Here is a 23,996-nt window from a genome sequence, read left to right on the forward strand (position 1 = left end):
CACCTCAATCCAAGATAATCTTGCGCTTATCTTTCTGAATTTCGATAGGCTGCTCCGGTTCACTCAGAACACCCTCTGACGCTTTCAGAACTTGAATACTTGGAAAGCCCTTCCCTGCTCCTGCTTTTCTTGGTCTCTGCTCTGTTACCTCAATCGCTATTTCATCCCCCTCCCGGAACTGCGGGTAACAACCAGCGCGGTTGGCATAGCGATTCAACGACATTTTGAGCAGCCGGTATTTCTTTGGGCAGGTTATTTGTACTGACGCATCAGAGCTGCAAGCTGCGTCAAGCCGCCGGAAAAATTCCTCCGGTATCCCCTTTACAAGGAGCTCGCTCAACTCATCCATAGGCCTTGAGCCGGTTGGCATCGGATATGGCAACCTCCGGTATTCTCTGTAGATGTACCGCTTGATGACGATATGAAAGACGAATGCGGCAAAGCCCCACAAAGGGCCATTAAGGAGCCCCGCAACGATAAGTAGCACCGACGGGAAGGGAACCCCTACGAAACTCGGCAGGATTTTAATCTTTACCATCGGCGTTGACCGACGCACACTCTCACTCATTTGCTGACCCTTTACGTGCAACCTTGTACTGCACTTTCAGATCGTAACCATCCACTTCCTGATGAAGGACTTTCACGGGGACACCTTCAACGGTCCCCAGGTACACGCTCAGCTCAACTTCCGGAACATCGTCCCTGAGACCCAGTACATTGCGCCACCCAGTCGATGTCTTCTGGCAGTGAGCGCCCACCCTGTCATGCCGGTAGTAAATGTCTTTGTTATCTCCTTGGCAGATGAAGAATCCACTAACCTGCCCCGTCCTTAACACCCACTTGCGGTTGTGGAAGGTAGCTTCTTTCTCCACCTCAGTGGACTTGTCTATAGCCACCTGGCTTACCACCAGCTCTTGTGCGGACAAATCAGACACAAGGCCTATTACCAACGCGGATAACAGCGCGGCCATAGCCGCCCGTGTCATCATACTGCCGCCTCGTGAGTGGCATCGGCAAAGAATTTGCCTTGTTTGTAGATCTCGTCCTTCTCGAACGAGATAGCATCCGCACGACTGCTGAATGGTCCATAGCTTTTACCGTCGATCAGCACCTTCCACTGGCAACGCCAAACACGAGTCCATGCCGCAATCTTTGACTCGTCTGAACAAAGTCCGCGAATAACATAGAACGCAATCATTAGAATGCCGCTCGTCGGCACGATGCGCGAAACCCTTGTTTTACTGTATTCCTGCACTTCAAGGCCTTTGAAGGAAACCTCATCGGCAAACCCGCAGACCTCACCATTTTTGATTACGATGCGCTTTTTGCTCATAACCTACCCCACTAATCCAAAATAATTTTGCGCTTGCCTGGCTGTACTTCGATTGGCTCTTCCTTTTGCACCTTTGGTGCCGGAGCTGATGAGCTGACAACCACCGGTTCTCTTTCTGGGTTTTGTTGCTGGCGCTCACGGAGTTCATCCACTGAGGGAGGCTCATTGCTTGGTCGTTCAGCCCTTTCAGCACGTCGGGCTTCTCTTAACAACTCATCAATTTCGGAGTCGCTCCGGTTGTTCATAAAAGCTCTATAGGCAAAGAAAATCAGCACCGGCACTATTGCCACCAAGAAGAAAGGAAATGAGCTTCCGCTATCTTCCACTGGCTTGGTACTGGCCGCGCCTGTATCGAACATGGTACGAATAACCGTTGGCGCGGTCATGATCATAATTGCAGGCATTATCCCCATCACAATTCCTGATGGGCTCTGCCTCATAATTCCACTAGCAACCCCAAACACCAGCATCAACCCCGCTATGACTTTGACGAAAGAGCTATCCATTAGACCGATCATGGAGTCACTTACCTCCTCGAACGGACTTTGAAACGCACTGGTATTGCGGTCGGTGTCTTGTGCAGCACCAATCTGCTTGGGAGGTTCACTCTTTGGTGCAGTCTCTATGGATAGCGCTGGTGGTTGGCTGGCAACCTTCTGCATTTCACCATCTTGCTTAACCACCCCCAGGTCCTGAGTTTTGACGTGCGTTTGTGCTGGTGGTGCTAACTGGTATTTGACTGCCAGGTTGTTCCCGTGGACTTCAATGGTTTGCAGGGAGATGGGTTTACCTTCCAACTTGGTCAGAGCTTCTTGGAGCGGTAGCTCCTGAGCATCAGTCATACCGCCCATAAAGCCATTGAGCCCGTCATCATGGACGCGACAACGCAGCCTTCCCGAATAGCTACGGTATTCACCTGGGCAAACAAAATAGCCGCCCTGAGGGCCATCCAGTTTGCGCCATTTATTGCTTTTGAAGGCCTCCACTTTGGTCACAACTGGCTGACCGTCATGGTAATCAATGACCGTTTTGCTCTCCGGGCCAGTGTCCTCTACCTTCTTGCTGCCTGAGTCATCTGAGAGCATTTGCCCCACCATTACGCCAGTCACAAAGTCACTGGCAAAGGCCGCAGGAGCTGCGACCATGAGACCAACCAGCAAAAGAAGGGGGACGCGCCCTGTCCTTCTCATCACCATTCGTTCTGTTCCGTTTCGTGCTGGGTTTGACCAGCATTGAAGTGGTACTCGGGTTTCAGCTCTTTTTCTTCGACTTCGAGCTCTTCCGGGCGAATACGCTGCTCCAGCGCTTCACAGGTCTTACCCTGAAACCCCGTGAAATCGGCAGCAATCTTGCCGCCCTTGATCTTGATGTTTACCTTTTTCACTTTGTCACCTCGTCGTTAAGTTCAACTAATCTGATTGCCTTGGCGCTATTACCAAACAGCTTCCTCAGCTTCCAGTTCCAAAGTGCCATCGTGATGCTGCTTCACCGTCACGCTGAAACCTTCCTCTTTCAACTGCTGCTCGTAGTGGAAGGCAATGTAGCGATCCTGCACCTTGCTGCTTGCCTGCTGCGTCCAGCGGCCATAAGAGCCGTAGTTTTCCTGGTACTGCTCCCAAACACCGTTTTTTTCCTTGTAGCCAATCCGGTGCTCCTTGTTGTTCTGGTCGATCAGAACAATCGGGTATTTCTCGAAGGTGTAGCCAGCGCCCACGCGGTATAGCTTTTCGTTTTCAACAACGACGCCAACTCCCTCCAGAGCCTTCAACAGCAGCTCTTTGTCTTTGTAGGCGACCTGCACCTTGCCTTTTACGATATGGCTCATCTCATCACTCCTGAGTTGTTTCGGGGGTCATGCCGTGTTCCGGCATGACAAAGTTAATCGCTTAGTCCTCGATGGCGAGTTTTCGTCCAGAGCCATTCTGCTCTTGAACATCGAAGTTATTGGCCGGATAGAAGCCTTGATCCCGCAAACTGCGAATCTGGTTGATGTCTTCTCGGCGAGTTTCACTGGTCGGGGTAATGCGAGTGACCGCATCCACCAGCGCTTCATTGTTGAGCTCTTTGTCCTGAGCGTTCGCCAGATACATCGCGTCAATGACGGCCTGTTCAATCTCTGCCCCGGTGTATCCCTCGGTGGTACGCAGTAGCGTAGGCATATCGAACGCGGCGATGTTGGCCTTCTGCTTGGCGAGGTGGATCTCGAAAATCTTCTGGCGCTCAGCCACACTTGGCAGATCAATGAAGAATGCTCGGTCCCAGCGGCCAGCTCGCATCAATTCAGGAGGCAGCGACTGAACCCGGTTGGCCGTCGCCACAATGAAGATCTTCTTCTTGCGCTCTTGAAGCCAGTAGAGGAAAGAGCCCAGCAGGCGCTTGGATACTTCGTGTTCGCCATCGGCATTACCAAAAAACTTCTCCATCTCGTCAATCAACACAACAACGGGTGCGATCTGCTCAATGGTCTGCAATGCACGATTGAACTGGCGCTCGGTTTCACCGAGATACTTACTATAGAAACGGCCCATATCCAGGCGAACCAAGGTAGTGCCAAGTACACCGGCAGCGGCTTTTGCCGTCAGCGATTTACCACCACCAGGTACACCGGCCAGAAGGACACCTTTTACCGGAAGGTCTTTGTCCCAACCGGCTTTACGTATCTGGAGAAACTCCTTGAGGTTTTCGAGCCCACCGACATTCCCAATATCAATGGCCTCAAGCACATCGAGGCCGACATCACGCAAGATGTGAGCTTTTTCTTTTCGGATCTCGCCCAGGTATTCTTCACCCTTGAATTTCAAGTAAGCGGAATAGGTGAAGACGTTCTTCATCTGGGTGTGTGACAAGCCCAGGGCGTGGTTTGCGATGACAGCACGTTCGTTGCTCTCGAAGACTCCACCATCTTTCACGTTATCTTCACAGGTCTGGAGCAGTTTCAGGATTTCCTGATTGCTCATAGCCGGGAGATCGATGTGATAAACGAACTCTTCATTGAAGACGTCTTTGCCAGCGATGATGTAGTTGATCCCCTCATTCTCCAGATAGGTCAGTGATGACTTGAGGGCTGGGAGTGTTTCCGGGTTTGCACGTTGTCGGTCGAAAAAGAAAGTGTCGAACACGACAACACCGTTTTTGGAGGACTTCTTGGACTCGTCCACCATTGCCTTCATCGTGCCTGGATCGGGCAGCTTCTTGAATGGCATCACAATAAAGTGCTTGCCGACTTTCTTTGCAATGTCAGAGAAAACGCTCTCTGCACGGCCCAGCTCAAAAGTGCTAACGTTGATGACTGGAAAGGACAACTTGATTGGAATCTCAAGTTTGTCCATTTGCTGTGTAATATCGCTCATCGCTTATCCTTTAAATAAATTTCGACTTGTTGATCACCTCACATCATAAGTTCATTTTATGATGCTGTAAATATCACCTTCCAACTCTGTAGCTGTTCACGGCGGACTCAACGCGCTTGACTGACACGTCTATACCATTTGTCACCAGCAACTCATGCACTTGGCAACAGGCCTGTTGTTTTAGGCCAAAGAACTCTTCGTTAACACGGGCATACTCTGCTGCCGAATTGGAGGCGGCTCGTCTTAGATCTGGCATCAGAGATTCAACGCGAGACTCTACTTTGTCCAGAGAGGAACTGGCAGACGACAAGCTGAACAGCGAGAAGACGCTCCCAAAGTCGAAACCATCATTCAAACCGGCAAAGTCCATACCCAGATCGATAAACTCAGTTGCCATTGAGTGGTGCAGTGAGCCCACAATGTCACGATGATCCCCCAGCGCATTTGCGAAGGCTTTCACAGCTCTCTTCGCATCGTCTATTTCACTGCTGGCCGAGGAGTTTGACATCGACGACATGACGGAAATGCCCTTGTTGTCAGTCACAAGGTCGAGAACCTCCATTGTTTGTGCTGATGAAATACTGGAAGAGGCCTCACTGATTTCACGTAAGGCTTTTTGCCCCATGTCCACCAGTCGCTTGTTGCTCTCGTGGAGTCGAGATGCGGCGTCAAGCCTATCTTGAGCTTGGGTGATTCGTTCCAGAATCTGGCTACCGTCAATCGCTTGCTTCACGGCCCGAGAAACCAATCCCTCTTTGAGCTGGTCTCTCCCACGGCGCAAATACCGCAAATCGCTGTTATGGCCTTTTAGTGCTGAACGTATAACGGCGATGTCTCGACGAAACTGCCAGAACGTTATAATTTTTTGCCAGATCCCCAACTGAGCACGCTGTTGGCAAAGAGCTTCGTACTCTGCACCTTTCTCTTCAACCTGGCTGAGAGCTGCGGTAATCCTGTCTTGATATTGCCGGTCGTCAGCCAAGTAACTTTGAATTGCTTGTTCCATCCCGTACCCCAAAAACTTTCACATGTGAAAGTTCATTCTTTCTTTGTTCTGCCAGTACAAAGTATTTTGCCTTAGAACGACCTCACACCCCGCCCCTGCTCACGCCCATTTTGGGCAATTACAGATTCAGCATTTACAGGCTTATAATGTGATGCCGTAATAGACAAATAAAAAACGGCATAGCCGTTTTTACCTTACTTTGCTTTGCTCCGGCCCCCGCATAGTGCATTACCAATGCGTGATGAAAAATCCTTCCATTCTGGACTGTTCCGGTAGTCATCCTGTCCAGTTGCTTGTTCCTGGCTGGTCGATGCGAATTGATTGAGAGCATCCGGGCACGAAGAGCAGACCCCGATACCTTCCACTCTATTCACGCGAAGCCAGTGACACGGTTGACCGTTTTCAACACAAGCGTGATCATCGGTGCATCCGCACCCTATACATTTAGCAGTGAGCATAAGCGCCTCCCCAAGTAAATTAACAACATCATAGTATCATTATGTGATACTGTAAATATTAAAAAGAAAGCGGCCATAGCCGCCCTTCCGAAGTAATTTTCCTTTAGTGGTTGTCTTGGCCCTGTTTCCAAGCGACGAATGCCTGCACTAGCGGTACGCCATCATCACTCAAGGCATTCCCTTCTATCCATCCGCCTCGTATGACGACAGACTGCCCTGATTCCAAGCCAAAAGGTTCCCACTCAGAAGCCACCGGGGAACCGTCCACCAGCAGGTCGAGATCTTCAATCCATTTATCCCGGCCATCCAGAGTTTTCCAAACTGAGTCATCGACCCAAAAGGCCTTGATTTGTTCTGGTGTGGCATTGGTCCAATCGTTGTCTTTCCCGTCAGCAAGTGAAAGTACAGAGTCAACCGTTTGCTGCCAGTTCGGCCAATCTTCTTCGACAACAACGCAAGTAAGCGAGCTCTTGCCATTTGCTCTGCGGCCATCATCAACCTTCCGGATCAGCCTTTCCAGTGTCGCCAGCTCCTCATCGCAGAGCACGGCCTGTGCATCGCTTATCTTTGCCACGAAGTAACGTGCTTCAAGCATCGACATAATTATTTTCCTCCCCAGGGCACAAGTTTTGTCGAATATCCAAGCATTAGTGGGTGCTTCGGGTCCCCCGAACCAGTCACGCCAAATGCCAATACCGGCTTCCCAGATGCAACGAGCTGCTCTAAAAGCCTGTCCAAATGAACATGCAAAGACTTAGGCAGCTTAGTTCGGCTCCCCCAGCAGGGCACCAAGACATCAGCATCCCGAATAATCCTTTCCAAGTGGATTTCATTTTCAGGCCCGACAGGATCAACCGCCGTAGCCAGCTCTCGAACGTCGGTCGCCCGAAAAGCAAAAGCATTACCGACTATGAATCGCCTCCCTCCGTTGACCTTGGTAAACCCTATCCACTTTCTGACCGTGTGATCGTCCTCGGTGGCCGTGGCCGTAGAGCCGTTTACACCAAAATAACCGAACACAAGGCCTTCGGGTTGCACATCCCTTTCCAGACGGTATCTGTACATGCCGCACTTGCTGATAATTGCACTCAAAGTGTCACCTCTTTTTGAATGAAAAACGCCCTTTCACAGTTGCATTTTTTAATGCTGTGATAGGATAAAAGTGTAAGTTGAAAAGGAGAGATGACCATGAAACATGTACTGAATATCGCGCTGATGGCTGTTGTTGTTCTTGGCCTGGCTATGCTTGAGGCAACCAACTGGGGTTACGCAGTGCTGGCTATCCCGGCAGTGATTTGGGCCAAGCCGGTGCTCAACCTTCTGCACAAACTGCCGGTTCTGGCTGCTGCTTTTTGGATTCTGGTTGCTGTTTTCGCGTGGCAAGCGGCACTTGTTGGTATCCTGTTCTATGGCGTACTTGCGACCCCTAAAGCGCCAGCAAACACCAATGGCAAAAAAAGCCGAAAAGCCAATCTGATGGGCACTTACAGCTACGACTTTAAAACCGGCGAATGCTTTAGCTAAGACTGGCTCCACGGTTATTTCTCCTCAGCCTTCCTGATGGGCGCTCTCAGCGCTCTCAGGACAGCTTCTTCAAGAGCTGCGGCCCCTGCCCTATCACGTCGCTTTGTTAATGCCCCATATTGCTTCCTGATGGGTAGCATCAGCTCTTCGAGTTCATTGCGCTTCCTATCGTCGGCTTCAAGTTTCTCGCTTCGCGCCAAGGCTTCGGCTTGCTCGCTTTTTGCTTGCCACTCTATCTTGTCGCCTTGCACTTCCCATGCTTTAACGTAATGAGCATCATCCAGACCTTTTGCTCCGTTGTCCGAAAACGAGGCCCCTGAGTAAATGCCACCGACAACCCAGCGCCTTTTGCTTTTTCCCTTTGAGAAATACATCTCACGGCCTAAAACACCATCGCGCAAAGTGGCTACCGAGATAAAGAGCCCAGCGTCCCCTTTCCTAAAGCCGCAGAACACAAACTCAAGCGGTTCGTATAAATCACTCATGCTGATCACTCCGAAGAACAGACAAGACCTTCTCAGCTCGCTCCTGGAGGTCTATGAGTTCGGCAGCATCATTACCGCTCAATGACATGCCCCCGCCATAGAGGCGATACTCAACGCTGTCCATCGCCTGGCGAAGCAATCCTAGAAGAGCATTCACGTTTGCCGGTGTTGATAGGGCGACGGCTTCACCTTTCAGCTCACGTCCATTAAATTCCGACCACTCGGCTATGCCTGTCAGTTCGCAACAATTTGAGCAGGACATACTGGCAACATTCTGGGGATCGTCTGGACAGTGTCCATTGATGACAAAGTTCATCTCGTCACTGCCGCACTTTCCACAAATGATGTGTACTTTTTTGCCCATGCTGCTGCCCTTAGTGGAGAGTCTGCTCTTCCACAACAATCATCCCGTCAACCAAGCTGATTGTGGCGGGACCGCAGTTACCCAGCACCTCAGCTTTGACTCCGTTGTTCAACGCGACATAAAGCCGTCTCGCCCCGTTGGTGACGCGGATGCCTTTCTGGTCGAGTTGTTCAAGCATTTCTTCGTAGGTAATTTTTTCGTCCATCAGTTCTCCTCAGCAAGGATCTCGTCGATGAGGTTCTTTGCTATCAATCTGGCATCCAAAGGGACAGCCAGGCTGTCAATTCTGCCTCTTTCATGGGCAACAATGAGTTGCGCCTTCCAAGCTATCCCGGAAAGAGAAGCATCAGGTTCTTTACCTGAGCTTCTCATACATCTTGCGTTTCGGTACGCCGCCAGCCACTCAGGTCTGGTTGAGTTATAACGCCCAAGGCCAGCTTTTCGTTGGAAGCACATTCATCGCGCACCTTTACAGATTCATTTTATGATACTGTAAACAATAAAAAGACACCTTGCAAGACTTTCACATGTGAAAGTTTTCTGGTTTACATCTGCTCGCTTGGATCAAACCCCAGAGCCTTGCACACGTCATCCAGGTCATCGAGCGTGAAGAATCCCAGCGTCAGCTCCCCGGAGCGCTTCGCGGGGTTATAGCGAATTTTGATGGGCCTACCCGTCGCATCGCTCATCAGGGTTTCCAGACGCTTAATGTCAGCATCCCTATCCACTTCTTTGCCCTTCGCTATCGCCTCATATGTATGAACCGGTGTCCTGGTATGCAGGAGATCCCTCAGGAGCTTTTCTCTCTTGCTGATAGGTAACTTAGCCACGGCTCTCACATGTCCCAGGGTGATCTTGCGTGGATTTCTGAGCCAGAGTGTGAGCTCTTCCTCCGACAGCGTACCGGCGCGTTTCAGGTGTGTAACCGTGTATACCTTCTCAATCCCCAGTTCCTCTCTGATCTGACTGTTTGAGCGCCCCTCTCCGCTTAGGAACGCGACCACATAGGCCTTTTCTGCATCAGTCATGTCTGGATGCTGGTGGTAGTAGTCAATGGCTTCTCTTGCGTCGAGCAGTAGGGGCAGGTTGTTCATTCAGTACACCTTTTAGTCACATGACTATATTGAGGCCTATTCTACCCCCTATTTTAGTCACATGACTACTTACCGGCATTTCGTCCCCCATAGCCGCCGATTTTTCTTGATTATAGGTTTGAATCTATATAGGATTGCACCTATATTAAGTAAGGAGAAACCATGTGGGTCATCGAGACAACTGACACCTTTGATGAGTGGTTCGATGCACTGGATGATACCGATAGAGCCAACGTGCTGGCTTCGATGATGGTGCTGCGAGATAGAGGTCCCATGCTGTCGAGACCATACGCGGATACTGTTAACGGTTCATCCTACAGCAACATGAAAGAGCTGCGGGTCCAAAGCAAAGGAGATCCTATCAGGGCATTCTTTGCGTTCGATCCAAAGCGTAAGGGGATTCTTCTCTGCGCCGGTAACAAGACCGGGGACGAGAAAAGGTTTTATGAAGTAATGATCCCAATTGCAGACCGCGAGTTTGCGGCGCACTTGGATAAATTGAAGAAGGAGTGACGTTATGGCAAGAACTCTTGACCAAATGCTGGCAACAGAAAAGCCTGAGGTTGTTGCCAAAGCACAGAAAGCGGCCACTGAGATGTTACTGAACATCCACTTGGCAGAGCTTCGTGATCGCATGAACCTTACCCAGGGGGAAATTGCTGCATCTCTGGGTGTGAGACAGCCGACAGTCTCCGAGATGGAAAAACCTGGACGAGATCTCAAGCTGTCGTCCATTAAGCGGTACGTTGAGGCCTCCGGTGGCAAGCTACGCCTCGATGTTGAACTTCCGGACGGCACCCACTACGGCTTTGCCGTTTAACTCGATACGCCCCGTTATGGGGCGTATTACTTATCTTGCACTTCCTCCAGCCGTTTGCGGTATATCTCTCCTGCACGTTCCCTGCCATCGTCGGTCAGCCTAAAGGCCAGCTTTAGAGAAGCATTCCGGTACTTGTTCAACAGGCCATTCTCCACCAGCGTGTGGCATGACGTTCGGAAGTTCGTTCCATGAATACCGCTCTGGCGAGCTGAGTTGATCATCTCCAGTATTTTTACACCTGGTACAGGCTCGGCTTTTCCACCGGCCTCAATTGCGTATAGAATGAACAAAACGTCCTTTTGAGTTGACGACAACCTCATTCCGCCCCCTTATTCATGTCTGATATGAATAAGGCTCCCACGAAAGGAGCCTTATGTAAACCTTATTCATGTGTCACATGATTAAGATCTAGTTCACGGAGTCTTTCAACCCCTTACCAGCTTTGAACCCAGGAATGTTGGCCGCCGCGATCTGGATGTTCTCTCCAGTCTGGGGATTCCGTCCGGTTCGCGCTGCGCGTTCCTTAACGTGGAAAGTACCAAACCCAGTAAGCGCTACTGTCCCACCCGCTTTAAGCACCTCTTTCACTGAGTTGATCAGCGCATTTACCGCAGCTTCGGCCTTTGCTTTGCTAATATCAGCGTCTTCGGCCACTTTCATAATCAGTTCGCTTTTGTTCATCGTTATTCCTGTTTGTTTTCTTGGTTACTGTTTACACCTGCATACTCTGGGGTGTGGTTAGTGCTTTCTTCGCCACTCCCAAGGGGGAGTTCTCTCCGATTCCGGTAATGCCCAGAGACCTCGCTTATCGGCTTTGGCCTCGGTCTCCAGCTTGAACAGCTCCGGTGTTTTGGCGTACTGCCGGTACACCCACGCACTCCCAGAACGGACCATTTCGGCATTGACCCATTTGCCATCGACATAGAGATTGGCAACCAGGCGGCTATAACGGTCTTTGTCGATTTGCTCCACTTTGATCATTCGACCAAACACCAGATCTGATAAGGCCTGCTTCGCCTTTGAGCCGTATGGCTGCTTTTTCTCTGGAGTATCGATCTCCGCGAGCCTTACTCGGTACTGGATCTTGCCACTCCGGCAGTCTTTTCCGGTATCGCAGCTTTGTTCCGTTAGCACTTTGACCGTATCACCATCAGACACCCCCACAACCTTTGCAGTGAAGGTCTCTGCCCACACATGAGGAGCCAGCACCAGCATTGCTGATAGGAACGCTGAAATCCCCGTCTTTTTTGCAAAACCGAACCTCATAATCACTCCATCTTTTTTGCAGCCGGTAGAGCCTTGGCCCAGCAGAGCATTGTTTTATCCGCCTTGCTGTCTACGATTCGACAGGCATCCCAGTTAAGAGATGACCAGTGAGCAATGGCAGAGGCCAACCAGTACCACGGTGCAGTAAACACCGGCAGGCCCCCTTCCTTCGTTTTAAATACCTGGTATCGCATGTTGATCCTCCTGTTTGGGTGAGGCTTAGGCCTCGTAATAGAAATTTTGTGTGTCCGGATAAGGTTTAAAGCAATGAGCTGTGGCTCGCCCAAGGGAAAGCACCGTAGCATCAGCTTCCGGCTCTTCCTCGGTATCTTTACGAGACTCCCCACCAAGTTGCGTTACCCATTCGGCAGCGAGCCGCACCCCCTCATCAAACGGCACTTTGTTCTTTTGGAGCACATCAAGATAGGAAAGTAGCAAGCAGTGAGGTGTGATGACGGCGGTGTTCCAATCGGTTGCGAGCCGAGTTTCGGCCATGTCAGAAAACCAAAAGTCTACTTGATGCTTTAATCCTATTTCAGCCATCATGCCATGCTTGCCAGCGGCCTTTCTGCCTTCCTCTACTACCTGAACCGGGGCGTCCCAGTAGAGGATTTCACCATCCGCTTCTTGGGTCGCGCACGTTGCACCTTGCGGCCAATGCCTCCGTTCCATAATGAGCTCGCAGAGTGTTTGGTTGCCTACAGGAGCCTTGTAGTCCTCATCGAGATTCACCACGATGGTTTCCGGCTCCCGTTCAACTGGTGGCAGGTATCTGGCGACCAGAGGCATTGTCAAAATCACAGCCCCATCCATGTGAAAGGATGTTGGTGCCTTCACTATTCGGTCCATTACCCAGCACCAAGCATGAAGCAACCGATCCTCTACATTGTCGTCAGCCTCAATCTCTTGAACGAACTGGTTGAAACGAACCTGACTATCCAGAAACAGGCCTGTGCTCTGACACTTATCGCTGATCGTATGAATGAGCTCCGCCTGCTCCAGAAGCATTTCTCGGGTGACTTCTTCTACATCACCAAATGCTTCAAACAACTTTGTCATGTAGTCACGAATTTGCATGTTCTTCCCCCTCGGCATCGAACTGCTTTGCAAGCTCAGGATCACCTGCCCAGCGAAGGGCGTCTCCCATATGCGTGAAAGCGCGTTTATTGTCATCTTGCTTATTCACTCTGACCGGCGTCTTTTGGTCACGAGGCTGTAGTAGCCAGTACCCGGCCTCTTCCTTGATTAGTTCTGCGGCCACCAGCAAGCCGCTCTTCGTTGCAATGATCATCATCAGCTCCCGTGGTTAAGCCAGTAGGCATAGACAGTGATGGCAAGGCCACCCGCGAGCACAATGACTGCGGCGGTACGCTGGACCCACTTCGATGCACCAAACCGCGCCAGGTGTCTCCCCAGGAACTGGAAAGGAGCCGTCTTTCCGATAGCGCGAATCACCCAGGTGATTGCCAACAGAAGGATGGCTGTGGCCGGGTATATACCAACCCCTAAGAGATTTACCTCTCCGACCGCGAGTTGATAGATGAATGCCAACAGCATGGCTACCGCAGTCAATACGGCCACAACCTTGGTCCCGTTCCGCCAGTCCCACGCTCGACGTGCGTCACTGGTAAAACTCACCATCGAGACAAGGAACGGCATAAATGGCAGGTTCATGCTGGTGGGTTTATCCATGAATGCGTCAAGACCCACAAACATGGCCGTCATCACCACATAGAACAACAGGGCGGGGACAAGCATGTCGCGTAAAGACCGAACCTGGTTGGCGTTCGCGTTTTGAGTATTCGTCGTCATTGTGTTTGTCCCTTCAACATTCCCCATAGCTGACGGTGAAGATCAGCGATTACCTTGTACGTCCCCTTCACTGCTGGTTGCTCAAGGGTCTTGAGCATCCACAAAGCAATAAACAGGCTGGAAAGCAGTGCCACCACCAACTGGATGTTGTGGCTGCTCAAATAGACGGCATAGCCGTTTAGGCAGGCACTCAATAGCAGCCAGACCCTGGCCGTCATCAGCCCCCAGCGGTGATAGGTCACGAGCAGGTAGGCTGTTACGACAGAACAGAGTGTCATTGCACCAGAAGTGGCTAGGTAAACGCCCCATGTACTGGCCTCGCCAGCGACGTAAGTGCCACCAATGGAGAAGGACAAGCCAAAGATCCAAATTGCTGCATTCCGGAGTAGGGCATCAACAATGATGTAACTAGCAGCGAGATTGATAATTCCGCGTTTTAGCATTACCCCCTCCCGTTATTCTGATACCTGCCCAGCTCAGCCCTGAGCCTATTAATTTCCTCCGTGGCTTCGGCCAACTGCTCCCGATACTTCTTGAACTGCTGATATGAATGCCAGGACTGTCCCTTCGATACTGACTTCGTGATGGCGGCGACCTCATCCGGCGTCAACCGGGTGAGCTGCTCTTCCGGGTAGATCAGGATGGTGTTGCTGTCCCAATCAAACCCAGCATGAATTGCTTTCACCCCTACGGTAGGGGTTCCACCAATCCCTCCAGGCTGGTGGATGACAAGCCTCAAAGGGGCTGAGGCCTTGTGGGGGTGAAGGCTATCGAGAGCATTTTTTGCTTCTTGTAACTCCATTGGTACACCTCATAGTGAAATCAGGCCCCTGAGGGACCTGACTTTCACATGTGAAAGTTAATTTGCATTCTGCTGTCTGACAGAAACCCTCAAGGCCAGCGCCTTTTGCATGTCGGGCTGCTGGAAACGCACCTTGGTCCGTTCAGGCCAAGTGTCCATCTCATTGCATCGCAGGGTGTCGATAGCCGCATCACGGTAAACCTGATAAAGGTCGGTTCCACCAATGGAGTTAATTGCCATCATGGCGGCAAACATCGAGTTACTGTTCATGACGCTGGTTAGAGTCTCCGGGGTTATGGGTTTGTCGCATGACTTGTTGAGGGCAACCAGCAGGTCATTACCAACCAGAGCACAGGCAGCACATACCTGTTTGGTATCATCCAGGGCTTTCGTGTATTCGTTGCTTGTCTGAGGGACGCTTGAGCAAGCCGACAGGACAAGCAGCCCCGCCAGAAGGCACCCCAATTTAGTTGTAATCTTGATCATCAGTTCTCACTCCACTTTCACATGTGAAAGTTTTTATTGGTTCGCTGAGTCGTCTTGTTGCGACTCAATCATCATTTTTCGCATCACCGCCATGATGGCTTGTGCCGGTTGAGCACCACCGAGTAGCTGACTCTTGCCTGTCTGGTTGTCTACAACAAAGGTTGCTGGAGTACCATTAACGCCGTAACTCTTGGCTTTCTGGATGTCAGCTTGAACTTTATCTTCGTGCTTGCCAGAGCTGAGACACTCACGGAAAGCATCCAGATCAGCACCAACACCCGTGACAACAGAGGCCAAGTCAGAAACACCGGCACCGTTGCCTTTGCTGTGATGGAAAATCTCATTCACGAAGACCCAGAAGCCACGGTTGCCCTTCTGTTCAGCAATACATTCAGCGGCCAACGCTTCCTTGTGAGCTGCCGGGTTATGGAAGTCGAGAGGCATGTGCTTCCACTGCCAATTCACATTGCCTTTACTGGCATCCACAATTTGCTTGGGCGTGTCGTGGAATTGCTTACAGAAGGGGCACTCCATATCAGAGAACTCCACCAGCGTGAATCGGGCACCAAGGTCCCCATAGATGTGTTTGCCGTCTTCGACCTTTTCAGGTGCCGCCTCGAACTGGGCATACTTCTGATCGATGTCGGCTTGTTGTTTCTGCGCGACAAACTTATTGATGCTTTCGGCCACAGCAGCCTCAAACTCTGCCTTGCTTTTGAAGGTGACGCCTTCGGCATCTTTCACCTGGTTGACCGTGGACTTCACGTTGGCGATCTCTTGCGCCAGATCCTTCTCTTTCACGAGCTGGTAGATTCCGAACCCGGTTCCTACGAGCCCCAAAATAATGGCGGCAAAAACCCCGAGACGTAGTGATTTGGTACTTTGTTCTGTCATGTCAAACTGCTCCTATCAGTAAACTTTCACAGCGCTGAGTTCTTGCACGAAGGAACTGGCTTCGAGCTTCGCTCGTTGGGTCAGTCGCCGGATGATGTCTTCGGTTGGTGTGTAGTCCACCAAGTTGCTCTGGTGGATGACGTCTCGCGCCACGGAGTTCAAACTCCCCAGGCCATCAATCAGCCCAATTTCTTTGGCCTGCTCCCCGTTCCAGAGCAATCCAGAAAACACCTCTGGGGCGTCTTTCAGTCGATCACCCCGCCCAGCCTTCACTCGTTCGATGAACTGCTGGTGGGTTTTCGATAGAACGCCCTCCCAGAATTTCTTCATATCAGAGGTAAGAGGGGAGAATGGGTCGAGAAGCGCTTTGTGCTCTCCGGAAGTGATTGCCCGGCGCTCGATGCCGAGCCTGTCCATCAAGCCGGTGAATCCAAACCCTGAGCTAATGACGCCGATAGAACCGACAAGACTGGCGCGGTCAGCATAGATTTCATCCGCAGCAGAGGCGATGTAATAACCGCCAGAGGCACCGATGTCATCAATGATGGCGTAGACCTTTTTCTCCGGATGAAGGGCTCGCTGCGCCTTCACTTCTTCATAAATCCGTCCTGCTTGAACCGGGCTACCGCCAGGGCTGTTTATGCGAAGCACGACAGCTTGTGAATTCGGGTTGTCGAATGCTGCTTGGATGGACGGGATAAGGTGATCAGCATCGGCCAGTGTGCCAGCAGCAATTTCACCACGGATGTTGATATACGCGGTGTGAGGGGCTCCAGCCTTGGCGCTTTGCCACGGCATCCCACCCGGATTAGATGCCAAAATGATGAAGCCGATCATGAGAAGCACGAAACCTGATGCGCGAAGCACACGCAACATGGTCCGCCAGCGCCGGTCTTTCACCTGCTCTTTATGCAGGGTGAACATGTACTTCTCAATGAGCTCTTTCTCCCAGGGGATCTCTTTGTTTTCTGCCATTAGTCTTTCCTTTTGCATGTTTCGATTATCTGTCCCCAGAACTCTTCATCAGCGCTATCAGCCCGGTCTTTGACTTTCTGGTAAACAAGGTTGGTGTTGAGCTGATGCTCACGACAGAACTGGGCAATGTTGCTGTAGGTCCTGTCCAGATAGGTGAAGGGTTTCCCTTTACCTTTTTTCTTGGCGAGGATGAGTTTCCACTCATCATTGGAGAGTTTGTCTGCGGCCTTCCTTGTGTCCGCAATGCGCCTACGCACCGTTACCGGATCAAGTCCATGCGCTCTGGCTATACTGGCAACGCAATTGAACTTCCGACCGTCAATCATGACTGTAGGCAAATCACCAGCGGCAGCCTCCTTGAATCGGAAACCTCTGTACCCTGGCCTGAAGATCCCAGGAGCAAGTTGCTCACGGAACTCGATTGCTTGTTCTGACCTGACAAACTTGCTGTCGATTTTGCCGAGCATGTACTTAGCCCGAGCGATTACCTGGTAAAGCATCTTTTCCAGGAGCATGGCGTCAGCAGCTCGACTCGGAAGACCAATATCGTCTTCTTGCTCGATACCCAACATTTCTGCATGGCTGGAGCCTTCGGCATGTCGGAAACAGCCGTCGTACTCAAAAAGAAAGGAGGCCAAACCTCCTCTCAGCTTTGCTTTGAACCGGGTGTTGGCCGCGTTCTCTGGCGCTGGTGCCAGCTCAGAAACTTCAAGCCCTAAATTTGCGGCCAACTTCCGTAGGTCTTCCTCTCCAATTCGGCATCCAGGCTGCATAACCTGCGCCAGAGCAGATTCATCAGCACATCCGCGTTCTTTCAGCTCAGCCAAGAGGTAGGGAACTCGTACTACCCCCATAAGCTCAAGCTCCCTGAATCGCGTGGACCACCAGCTCACAGAGTTTCCCGTACACAGGAGCAAGGCAGAGTGAAGCCATCACCATGCCAAAGGCTTTCGATGGAGCCTCTTTGGCGAACTTGGTCAACCACGGCATCATGCCGCACAGAGCAGCAACCATAGCGCCAGCCACCCCTAGGGAAGGGAATGCCATCACTTGGGCCAGAATGAAGAAACACTGGGCGTATGCCGCATGGGTCATCGCCTTCTTATCTGCTGCCGTGAACTCCACGGCATCTACGCTTTTGACTTTTTCCATCACATTGTCCTCATGCAACATCAGGTTTTCCGAAAAATTTTTCATACACTTCGAGGTCGAAGGCCAGCATGGTCTTTGCCGCCTTTTCACTAAGCTGGTGGAGGCTAAGCATCTGAACCTTGTCAGTGCCGGTCACTTGCAGATCCACTGCGAACCACGTCCCACCTTTGGTTACGGCCAGAACTTGCACCGCCCAGGGCTTATCCAGTCGTTCGGGCGGAGTGATCATGTTCGACACTTTGGCGACCGTCGCGGTTGAACCTACCCAGTGCTTGTCGAACGCAATAACGTTCAACGCTTCAAACGCATCCTTCGCAGCTTTAAACCGGCTACGGACAGCATCTTGTTGCTTCCAAGCCATGAACTGGATAAGGGTCATTCCACCAGCCATAAGGGTGAGAAAACTCAAGCCATTCGCAGCAGCTACGACCGTCGCTACCAAGGACCCCAACATGACGAAGCGGTTATGTTTAAGCTGGGCCACTATTCACCTCCTATACCAACCAGCGTACAGGACTTTTCAAAAATGCAACCCCGCCTAGCTGCCCAATTCGGGCAACCCTAATTCAATCCAGAACTTTCACATGTGAAACTTTCCGCCACAGGAACAGGAGGTTTTTACCTGACCAGAACGGATGGATTGATAGCGGTGCCACAACTTGACCACTTCTTTTTCGCTGAGAAGGTTTGTCTTGATGTAACGGACTCTATCCCCGTCCGCTGTCTCAACAACGGTTCGGACATAGCCGTACTTGGCAACGGGTGCCTTGTACTTGTGTGACAGAATTACCCGGTAAACCGAGAGCTGGATAATGTCCGACTCATAGATGTGGTTTACCTGGCGCAGCTTGGTGTCCAAGGGAATGAGAACCCCATTCTTGGCTTTGTACACCTGATCAACCCTGCCGTGCATGGGCACCGGCTGTGTGGTTGATATGTCCTGTTCGGATAAAAACAGAGTGGCCGAGCGCAGCTCATAAGGCATGTTCTCTGATTTCCACCACGCCCAGGTGTCTCCAATGCCGCGTTTGCGCCACTGGTCCACTTTCGCAATGACGAAAGGTGCAATGATAAGGACGAATATCCAGAGAACTGCCTTCATGACTACCTCAGGCCCCTAAACCACTCTGGATGATTGGATACATCCATGTTCTTAACCTGTGATGAGAAGACCAGTAGCTCTTGGGTCGTCAGGACGGTCTCAGGAGCCCGAGCGATGAAAGGTCTCAGCAATCCAGAACCCGCGTAGATATTGATGACCATATGCAATCGCTCTGTTGTTCCAGACACTCTCCGCCAGCTCCGGTAGGTTTCTGTTGATTTGGCATAGCCAACCAAGGCAGGAGCCAGCGTATCGGACTCCTTCGTATTCAACTTCCCTTTTGCTGCCTTCGATACGAACTCAGCGATCACCGAAGCCAGCATGTCGGAGGTAAGGTGAAGCGGCAGCTTTATCGTGTCGAAGTCAGCCTTCTTGATGGTGAACAGGCGGATGTGATCGTTGCGGTAGTCACGCACATAGATGACATGGCTCTCAAATGGGTTGGAGTGATTAAAGGCATCCATACCCCAGCCTGCGGCCTCAAGATGTGCGTTTGATACTGACTTGTCGTAATCAAATTCCACGCTATTACTCTCCGTCTTGTCGTTCAGGAACTTTCACATGTGAAATTTTTCCGTCGGTCATGATGTCCAGGACGGCTTTGCCCAGTCTCATCCCTTTATGGTTTTGAACGGGGTCTCCCTTGTAGAAAAATCCTGGCTCGTTATCGGGATGGAATACCCCGTGAGGAATGTTGTCGTGATCGCCAAGCCACATGCGTAGCCTCAGATCCACCAACCACCCATCATCCAGGACAACCCAGAAATGCGGTGTCACGATGTCCTTGGTCTGTTCGTTTCGCACAAAACCATACATGCAGTCATGAGGTACACCCGCGTCATTGAGTAGGTGGCTTACTGCCCATGTCATGCCGTCACATTCCATCTGGCAGTCATCCAAGGTCATAAGGACGGCTTCCAGTTCCCGGTGCCACTCCGTCATTTGCTTGGCCGCAGGTTTTACCACCAGCTCGTTTTTGTTTTCTGCCAAGATGATGTCTTCCTCATCAATATTGCATTCGTCTATCGCTTCCGAACGGATGGATACCGCTTCATCCCAGTCATCGCTCGATCCGAAAATGCTCCAACCCTCAAGACCGTAATTCACCCATACGATGAACCGCTTTATCGTTTTCATGTGCGGCCCCCTTTAACCGTGCAACGTTCCCACATACTCACCCCCTCAAACCGTAACCACACCAAAAAACCACTTCTTGATGATTTTCAATCAGCAAGACAGGTTGCCCCTGAACTAACCTCACCGAAAAACCACCTTTAGATTGCTTTCTGGTGCTTATCAAGTTCTCCTGAGTGACTGGTCGTTCTGAAAACTTTACTTTTCACAGCATCATTTTATAATACTGTAAATCATAAAAACAACCCAGTAAAGAAAAAAGAGCGACTTATGTTGAGACGAGAAAACCAAGGAGATTTGTTCGATGACCAGGTGGTGTTGCCATCACTGGAGTCGGTTCTTACCGGTATATCTTCCAGTCAGCGTTGTGACGATAGAACAACGTACTTCTCAGCGCCGGATGTGGACTTGAGTTTGTACGACCACATCATTGTTTGCCTGTCTGGAGGCAAGGACTCGATTGCTGCGTACTTGCGGCTGGTGGACATGGGTGTTGATAAGTCAAAGGTGGAGTTCTGGCACCATGATGTTGATGGTCAGGAAGGTAGTTCGTTGATGGATTGGGCCTTCATGCGTGATTACTGTCGTCAGCTCGGGGAAGAACTGGGTGTCCCAATGTACTTCTCGTGGCTTGAGGGCGGCTTTGAGGGCGAAATGCTCAAAGACAATGCCTATAGCCACCCCCATCGTGTAGAGACGCCTGAGGGGCTTCTGGTGCTGCCTAGAGACCATAAGCGCTCTAAGCCTGGTACACGCCTTCGTTTCCCTCAGCAATCGCCATCACTCCAAACAAGGTGGTGTTCATCAGCCTTGAAGATCGATGTTGGCCGCAGAGCTCTTAATAACCAGGAGCGCTTCAAGGGGAAGAAGATCCTTTTCATCACTGGTGAGCGCCGGGAGGAAAGTGCAAACAGATCCAAGTACAACCAGCTTGAGGCTCATGCCTGTGACAGAAGATATGGGAAGACTGCACGGTTAGTTGATGCCTGGAGGCCCGTTCTTCATTGGACTGAGGAAGAGGTATGGGAAGTAATCGAGCGTCACCGCATTCTGGCCCCAGTCCCTTATCGCCTTGGTTGGAGCCGGTCTTCGTGTATGACCTGCATCTACAACTCACAGCGTATCTGGTCCACTATCCGTCACTACTGGCCTGAACGAGCTGGGAAGATTGCTCAGTATGAACAAACCTTTGGTGTGACGGTATCAAGAAAAAAAATCGACGTAATAGATTTAGGTTCTGCTGTTGCGCCGATACAGATTAGTGATGTTGAGGCATTGGAGCAGGTATCCAGAGAGGATTACACGCTCCCGATTTTTGTGCCGGAGGGGCAGAAGTGGGTTCTCCCTGGTGGCGCATTTGGCCGAGAGGCCTGTGGTTCTGATTGATTTGTGCAGAGGTGGTAATGTTGGATTTTGTTTTTTTGGTGTTTTTGGGGCTGGGCATATCTATGGTGCTGGTGCGTCGGTCTTCCCGTAAGGGGATGGATCTTGAACTGACATGGCTCCAGTCGTTGAAGGTTGTGCTGGTTCGTGGAGCTGTTGCATTGGGTCTGGGGTTTGGCATTGGCAGGCTTGTATTGATGGGGATGCAGTATGGTTTCCTTAGTGAGTCTGTCCTGAGGGAACATGCACTTGTCTCCGTAGCGGTGGTGCTGATCTGTGGGCTTGGTTCGTTCGTTGCGTTTCACTGGATCATCGGGAGGATCTCTGGAAGATCGATCAGCGTCGTTTCTGTGATCAAAGCTGTGGTGTACGAGTCTGGTTACTTTGTGCTGTCGATGCTTATCTTGTTAGTGATACTCGTCCTGTTCGGCCTTGCATACGAGACTTTTCTCTAAAAAACAGTGTTGATTATTTTTTGCTCAGCGATCAAAAGGATAAATATAAAGATCTTTAGATCTTTGTATAAAGGATTAAAAGCGGTTAAAAACAGGTTAGGCGCTCTGAGTTGTCATTCAACGCATTGATATTGCTGGCATTTTCATATTTATTCCGTGCAACGAACCCATAGGTTGCCGTGCAGCGAACCCATAGGTTGCCGTGCAACGCCCCCACATACCCTTGGATCTTATCCACTGTTATCCACACGGAACCCCTTTTTTTTCCACAAAATCCTTACAAAACAGAGCTTTCGTGCAGCGTTCCCACATATCAGAACTGGTGTTCGTGCAGTGTTCCCACATGTCTAAGGTTATACGTGCAGTCAGCCCATATATTCTCTTCTTAACGTGCAACGTTCCCATATATCAATTTTGGTCGTTTTTTGCTCCGTGCAGCGTACCCACATGTGATCGTGCAGCGCTCCCACATACCAAAACCCCGTTTATGCACAGGAAATGTGGATAACTTTTGGCCTCTTTTTATGTGAGCACGATCACTTTATGGACTATTGGAGTCATTTTGACTGCCTTTTTAGGTTTGTCCTGATCTGTCAATCTTTGTTCTGCTTCGTCAATCGTGCAGAGTTCCCATATATCGAGAGGTTCAGAACCTGCTTTCGTGCAACGTACCCACATATCAAATCTCATAACGTGCAGGTCCCCCACATCCTCACCCTTTAACTATCAATACCTTACGGGAACCACTCTACGGGAACCACTGGAGCAGCATGGCACTTATCCTTCGTCGTGGCTTACGCTTGCACGATACTGAGACTCGGCTTGCAACTACCGTGCAACGTTCCCATATATCGAGCCTCAGCCCACGAAGCATCTGGGGTCACGTTCGCTCTATCCGTGCAGCTCCCCCATATGCGGAGGCATTCCGTTTCCGGTCTTTCCTTGTGGGCGTACCTTGTGCGCTTTCTTCTGGCATAAAAAAAGGCGCTGACGCGCCTATCTTTCTTTTCCCTGGGGTATTGGGAGCTTCTGGTGGCTACCTCCCCTTACGCTGGGGTTCATCAATGATGTCGTGGTCGATCATGCCTTGCTTGATGGCCCGTAGCTCTGTCTGCTGCTTACGCTTGTTGGACGCCATCACCTGCTTCACGAAGTTCTCATGAGGCCTTATGACGTACCGCACGTCGATGACTCTGCGGCCATCCTTGATCTGGTTCGCGTCGTAGTCGCTTATGACCTCTTGTTTGATGAGGGCCTCCAGAGCGAGCTTCATAGCTCTGACGTTCTCCGGCATCCGTGGGCTCAATTCACGAGGGCTCTGTGTCAGGAAGCTGATAAGCGATGGCGTGTACGGCGAATCTGGCGATGCTTGAGTCCAGTAGTGGCTCATTCGCTTGTAGATGTACCGTGCAAGAGGGGAGCGGATTTGCATTCCGATTTTGTAGTTGTACTGACGAAACGACAGATTCATGATCGATTCGTTTACCAGCGGGTTGAACTGCACATAGCACCTGGCGTTCCCGCCTTTCTTGCGAAACTCACCTCTGGTGGTAAGTCCCACCATCGGGAAGAAGCTGGAGCTGATGAAGGCTTCGCCGTCATCACTGATACATTCGAGTGTTGCGCCACGACAAACCTGGATTGCTTCCTTGATTTCGTTCAGGTTGTAACCGTGACCCATCTTCGAGAGCTCTTTCTGGAGTTCGTACAGAGTGAACATGACTCCAGCCTTGCCCTCGATGATATGGCCTTTCCCGTTCACTGCGAGCTTGCGTAGAGCATCCTCAAGGATTTCCTCTCGCTGTCCCGCGTAGATCAGCACGGTTCTTCCGTCATCCTTCTCGATGATGGCTGGCTTCACCTTCACCGTGAAATGCTGGCCTCTGATGGTGCATTGTCGTGTCACTACAGCGTTGGATAAATCTTCATGCTCACGCTTTTGGTCCCAAATGTACTTCGGCAGCGCATCGTAGATCTCGATGGTGTTGGAGTAGTCGTCTTTCTTGGCCGGAGATTCAATGATCTCAAACAGGCTCATTTGCGGTGAGTCTTTGATTACGTCGAGTTTCTCCAGGTCTTTGTCTTTGGTTCTCTTGCTCAT

General features: G+C 50.9%; 39 protein-coding genes. 5 read left to right on the forward strand and 34 right to left on the reverse strand.

What is annotated here, in order from left to right:
- Nucleotides 1-4 precede the first annotated feature (4 nt).
- The 10 genes from PSF11_RS21370 to PSF11_RS16195 all read right to left on the reverse strand — a co-directional run bounded on the left by PSF11_RS21370 (nucleotide 5) and on the right by PSF11_RS16195 (nucleotide 7,239).
- Nucleotides 5-223: a hypothetical protein gene (locus PSF11_RS21370; RefSeq protein WP_070120082.1), complete on the reverse strand. Its 219-nt coding sequence runs from the start codon at nucleotides 221-223 to the stop codon at nucleotides 5-7.
- 337 nt (nucleotides 224-560) lie between these two features.
- Nucleotides 561-989, reverse strand: a complete 429-nt coding sequence (locus PSF11_RS16155) for a hypothetical protein (protein WP_000988988.1) — start codon at nucleotides 987-989, stop codon at nucleotides 561-563.
- Nucleotides 986-1,333 carry a hypothetical protein gene (locus tag PSF11_RS16160; RefSeq protein ID WP_000039129.1) on the reverse strand — a complete coding sequence of 116 codons (348 nt, stop codon included), beginning with the start codon at nucleotides 1,331-1,333 and terminating at the stop codon, nucleotides 986-988. Before PSF11_RS16160 ends, PSF11_RS16155 begins: the two co-directional genes overlap by 4 nt.
- Before the next feature lie 11 nt (nucleotides 1,334-1,344).
- Complete coding sequence (locus PSF11_RS16165) at nucleotides 1,345-2,478, reverse strand: hypothetical protein (RefSeq protein WP_223369384.1); 1,134 nt, start codon at nucleotides 2,476-2,478, stop codon at nucleotides 1,345-1,347.
- 44 nt (nucleotides 2,479-2,522) lie between these two features.
- Complete coding sequence (locus PSF11_RS16170; RefSeq protein ID WP_000757530.1) at nucleotides 2,523-2,717, reverse strand: DUF2997 domain-containing protein; 195 nt, start codon at nucleotides 2,715-2,717, stop codon at nucleotides 2,523-2,525.
- 48 nt (nucleotides 2,718-2,765) lie between these two features.
- On the reverse strand, nucleotides 2,766-3,158 hold the full coding sequence (locus PSF11_RS16175) for a hypothetical protein (RefSeq protein ID WP_000018404.1): 393 nt from the start codon (nucleotides 3,156-3,158) through the stop codon (nucleotides 2,766-2,768).
- 61 nt (nucleotides 3,159-3,219) lie between these two features.
- Nucleotides 3,220-4,683 carry an AAA family ATPase gene (locus PSF11_RS16180; RefSeq protein ID WP_001280522.1) on the reverse strand — a complete coding sequence of 488 codons (1,464 nt, stop codon included), beginning with the start codon at nucleotides 4,681-4,683 and terminating at the stop codon, nucleotides 3,220-3,222.
- Nucleotides 4,684-4,756: 73 nt separating this feature from the next.
- The gene (locus PSF11_RS16185) at nucleotides 4,757-5,689 is read right to left on the reverse strand and encodes a hypothetical protein (RefSeq protein WP_000434070.1); all 933 of its coding nucleotides are present in this window, start codon (nucleotides 5,687-5,689) and stop codon (nucleotides 4,757-4,759) included.
- A gap of 561 nt (nucleotides 5,690-6,250) precedes the next feature.
- Nucleotides 6,251-6,748: a hypothetical protein gene (locus PSF11_RS16190; protein WP_000062185.1), complete on the reverse strand. Its 498-nt coding sequence runs from the start codon at nucleotides 6,746-6,748 to the stop codon at nucleotides 6,251-6,253.
- Between the two features lie 2 nt (nucleotides 6,749-6,750).
- Nucleotides 6,751-7,239 carry a DUF1643 domain-containing protein gene (locus PSF11_RS16195; protein WP_001273096.1) on the reverse strand — a complete coding sequence of 163 codons (489 nt, stop codon included), beginning with the start codon at nucleotides 7,237-7,239 and terminating at the stop codon, nucleotides 6,751-6,753.
- Nucleotides 7,240-7,335: 96 nt separating this feature from the next.
- Here PSF11_RS16195 and PSF11_RS16200 point away from each other — a divergent pair, with 96 nt between their 5' ends.
- A complete protein-coding gene (locus PSF11_RS16200) occupies nucleotides 7,336-7,671 on the forward strand; it encodes a hypothetical protein (protein WP_000683477.1) in 336 nt (111 codons plus the stop codon).
- 14 nt (nucleotides 7,672-7,685) lie between these two features.
- Here PSF11_RS16200 and PSF11_RS16205 read toward each other — a convergent pair whose 3' ends face one another.
- The 4 genes from PSF11_RS16205 to PSF11_RS16220 form a co-directional block, all read right to left on the reverse strand.
- The gene (locus PSF11_RS16205) at nucleotides 7,686-8,156 is read right to left on the reverse strand and encodes a hypothetical protein (RefSeq protein ID WP_001281821.1); all 471 of its coding nucleotides are present in this window, start codon (nucleotides 8,154-8,156) and stop codon (nucleotides 7,686-7,688) included.
- Complete coding sequence (locus PSF11_RS16210; protein ID WP_000516918.1) at nucleotides 8,149-8,520, reverse strand: hypothetical protein; 372 nt, start codon at nucleotides 8,518-8,520, stop codon at nucleotides 8,149-8,151. Before PSF11_RS16210 ends, PSF11_RS16205 begins: the two co-directional genes overlap by 8 nt.
- Nucleotides 8,521-8,530: 10 nt before the next feature.
- Nucleotides 8,531-8,725: a hypothetical protein gene (locus PSF11_RS16215; RefSeq protein ID WP_000343597.1), complete on the reverse strand. Its 195-nt coding sequence runs from the start codon at nucleotides 8,723-8,725 to the stop codon at nucleotides 8,531-8,533.
- A gap of 340 nt (nucleotides 8,726-9,065) precedes the next feature.
- Nucleotides 9,066-9,614: a hypothetical protein gene (locus PSF11_RS16220; RefSeq protein WP_001061573.1), complete on the reverse strand. Its 549-nt coding sequence runs from the start codon at nucleotides 9,612-9,614 to the stop codon at nucleotides 9,066-9,068.
- Nucleotides 9,615-9,776: 162 nt separating this feature from the next.
- On the opposite strand from PSF11_RS16220, the gene PSF11_RS16225 reads away from it, so the two are divergent.
- Nucleotides 9,777-10,127, forward strand: coding sequence for a type II toxin-antitoxin system RelE/ParE family toxin (locus PSF11_RS16225; protein ID WP_000270043.1), 351 nt, complete (start codon nucleotides 9,777-9,779; stop codon nucleotides 10,125-10,127).
- A gap of 4 nt (nucleotides 10,128-10,131) precedes the next feature.
- Nucleotides 10,132-10,434, forward strand: a complete 303-nt coding sequence (locus tag PSF11_RS16230; RefSeq protein WP_000124640.1) for an XRE family transcriptional regulator — start codon at nucleotides 10,132-10,134, stop codon at nucleotides 10,432-10,434.
- Nucleotides 10,435-10,460: 26 nt separating this feature from the next.
- Here PSF11_RS16230 and PSF11_RS16235 read toward each other — a convergent pair whose 3' ends face one another.
- From PSF11_RS16235 to PSF11_RS16320, 18 genes are all read right to left on the reverse strand, one after another.
- On the reverse strand, nucleotides 10,461-10,754 hold the full coding sequence (locus PSF11_RS16235; protein ID WP_001239998.1) for a hypothetical protein: 294 nt from the start codon (nucleotides 10,752-10,754) through the stop codon (nucleotides 10,461-10,463).
- 88 nt (nucleotides 10,755-10,842) lie between these two features.
- Nucleotides 10,843-11,115 carry an HU family DNA-binding protein gene (locus tag PSF11_RS16240; RefSeq protein WP_001043046.1) on the reverse strand — a complete coding sequence of 91 codons (273 nt, stop codon included), beginning with the start codon at nucleotides 11,113-11,115 and terminating at the stop codon, nucleotides 10,843-10,845.
- 57 nt (nucleotides 11,116-11,172) lie between these two features.
- Nucleotides 11,173-11,700, reverse strand: a complete 528-nt coding sequence (locus tag PSF11_RS16245; protein ID WP_004201083.1) for a thermonuclease family protein — start codon at nucleotides 11,698-11,700, stop codon at nucleotides 11,173-11,175.
- 2 nt (nucleotides 11,701-11,702) lie between these two features.
- Nucleotides 11,703-11,894, reverse strand: coding sequence for a hypothetical protein (locus PSF11_RS16250; RefSeq protein WP_001270409.1), 192 nt, complete (start codon nucleotides 11,892-11,894; stop codon nucleotides 11,703-11,705).
- A gap of 25 nt (nucleotides 11,895-11,919) precedes the next feature.
- Nucleotides 11,920-12,777 carry a hypothetical protein gene (locus PSF11_RS16255; RefSeq protein ID WP_001167036.1) on the reverse strand — a complete coding sequence of 286 codons (858 nt, stop codon included), beginning with the start codon at nucleotides 12,775-12,777 and terminating at the stop codon, nucleotides 11,920-11,922.
- Entirely contained in the window at nucleotides 12,764-12,994 is a 231-nt protein-coding gene (locus PSF11_RS16260; RefSeq protein ID WP_000972665.1) for a hypothetical protein, read from the reverse strand. Before PSF11_RS16260 ends, PSF11_RS16255 begins: the two co-directional genes overlap by 14 nt.
- Nucleotides 12,994-13,512 carry a nitrite reductase gene (locus PSF11_RS16265; protein ID WP_000210757.1) on the reverse strand — a complete coding sequence of 173 codons (519 nt, stop codon included), beginning with the start codon at nucleotides 13,510-13,512 and terminating at the stop codon, nucleotides 12,994-12,996. The genes PSF11_RS16260 and PSF11_RS16265 overlap by 1 nt, the downstream gene beginning before the upstream one ends.
- An 81-nt stretch (nucleotides 13,513-13,593) precedes the next feature.
- Nucleotides 13,594-13,881 (reverse strand): hypothetical protein, encoded by a 288-nt coding sequence (locus tag PSF11_RS21375; protein ID WP_157849586.1) that lies wholly within the window; start codon nucleotides 13,879-13,881, stop codon nucleotides 13,594-13,596.
- Between the two features lie 73 nt (nucleotides 13,882-13,954).
- Nucleotides 13,955-14,314, reverse strand: a complete 360-nt coding sequence (locus PSF11_RS16275) for a hypothetical protein (protein WP_000422769.1) — start codon at nucleotides 14,312-14,314, stop codon at nucleotides 13,955-13,957.
- 57 nt (nucleotides 14,315-14,371) lie between these two features.
- Complete coding sequence (locus tag PSF11_RS16280; protein WP_000591076.1) at nucleotides 14,372-14,800, reverse strand: hypothetical protein; 429 nt, start codon at nucleotides 14,798-14,800, stop codon at nucleotides 14,372-14,374.
- 33 nt (nucleotides 14,801-14,833) lie between these two features.
- Nucleotides 14,834-15,694 carry a DsbA family protein gene (locus tag PSF11_RS16285; protein WP_000139696.1) on the reverse strand — a complete coding sequence of 287 codons (861 nt, stop codon included), beginning with the start codon at nucleotides 15,692-15,694 and terminating at the stop codon, nucleotides 14,834-14,836.
- Between the two features lie 15 nt (nucleotides 15,695-15,709).
- Nucleotides 15,710-16,669 carry a S49 family peptidase gene (locus tag PSF11_RS16290; protein WP_000829617.1) on the reverse strand — a complete coding sequence of 320 codons (960 nt, stop codon included), beginning with the start codon at nucleotides 16,667-16,669 and terminating at the stop codon, nucleotides 15,710-15,712.
- Complete coding sequence (locus PSF11_RS16295) at nucleotides 16,669-17,496, reverse strand: hypothetical protein (protein WP_347880239.1); 828 nt, start codon at nucleotides 17,494-17,496, stop codon at nucleotides 16,669-16,671. The genes PSF11_RS16290 and PSF11_RS16295 overlap by 1 nt, the downstream gene beginning before the upstream one ends.
- Before the next feature lie 31 nt (nucleotides 17,497-17,527).
- Nucleotides 17,528-17,866, reverse strand: coding sequence for a hypothetical protein (locus tag PSF11_RS16300; protein WP_342761341.1), 339 nt, complete (start codon nucleotides 17,864-17,866; stop codon nucleotides 17,528-17,530).
- On the reverse strand, nucleotides 17,832-18,305 hold the full coding sequence (locus PSF11_RS16305; RefSeq protein WP_000057876.1) for a hypothetical protein: 474 nt from the start codon (nucleotides 18,303-18,305) through the stop codon (nucleotides 17,832-17,834). Before PSF11_RS16305 ends, PSF11_RS16300 begins: the two co-directional genes overlap by 35 nt.
- 96 nt (nucleotides 18,306-18,401) lie before the next feature.
- Entirely contained in the window at nucleotides 18,402-18,923 is a 522-nt protein-coding gene (locus PSF11_RS16310) for a hypothetical protein (protein WP_000648873.1), read from the reverse strand.
- A gap of 2 nt (nucleotides 18,924-18,925) precedes the next feature.
- A complete protein-coding gene (locus PSF11_RS16315) occupies nucleotides 18,926-19,447 on the reverse strand; it encodes a hypothetical protein (protein ID WP_000393783.1) in 522 nt (173 codons plus the stop codon).
- Nucleotides 19,448-19,451: 4 nt separating this feature from the next.
- Nucleotides 19,452-20,060, reverse strand: a complete 609-nt coding sequence (locus tag PSF11_RS16320) for a hypothetical protein (RefSeq protein WP_000849069.1) — start codon at nucleotides 20,058-20,060, stop codon at nucleotides 19,452-19,454.
- 267 nt (nucleotides 20,061-20,327) lie between these two features.
- Between PSF11_RS16320 and PSF11_RS16325 the strand changes: the two genes are divergently transcribed.
- Both PSF11_RS16325 and PSF11_RS16330 read left to right on the forward strand, forming a co-directional pair.
- On the forward strand, nucleotides 20,328-21,443 hold the full coding sequence (locus tag PSF11_RS16325) for a phosphoadenosine phosphosulfate reductase domain-containing protein (protein WP_000946104.1): 1,116 nt from the start codon (nucleotides 20,328-20,330) through the stop codon (nucleotides 21,441-21,443).
- Between the two features lie 17 nt (nucleotides 21,444-21,460).
- Entirely contained in the window at nucleotides 21,461-21,895 is a 435-nt protein-coding gene (locus tag PSF11_RS16330; RefSeq protein WP_004201092.1) for a hypothetical protein, read from the forward strand.
- Nucleotides 21,896-21,980: 85 nt separating this feature from the next.
- Here PSF11_RS16330 and PSF11_RS16335 read toward each other — a convergent pair whose 3' ends face one another.
- Complete coding sequence (locus PSF11_RS16335; protein WP_032427622.1) at nucleotides 21,981-22,145, reverse strand: hypothetical protein; 165 nt, start codon at nucleotides 22,143-22,145, stop codon at nucleotides 21,981-21,983.
- 786 nt (nucleotides 22,146-22,931) lie between these two features.
- Entirely contained in the window at nucleotides 22,932-23,996 is a 1,065-nt protein-coding gene (locus tag PSF11_RS16340) for a RepB family plasmid replication initiator protein (protein WP_000044788.1), read from the reverse strand.

This window comes from Providencia sp. PROV119 (assembly GCF_028482435.1).
Lineage (GTDB): Bacteria > Pseudomonadota > Gammaproteobacteria > Enterobacterales > Enterobacteriaceae > Providencia > Providencia stuartii.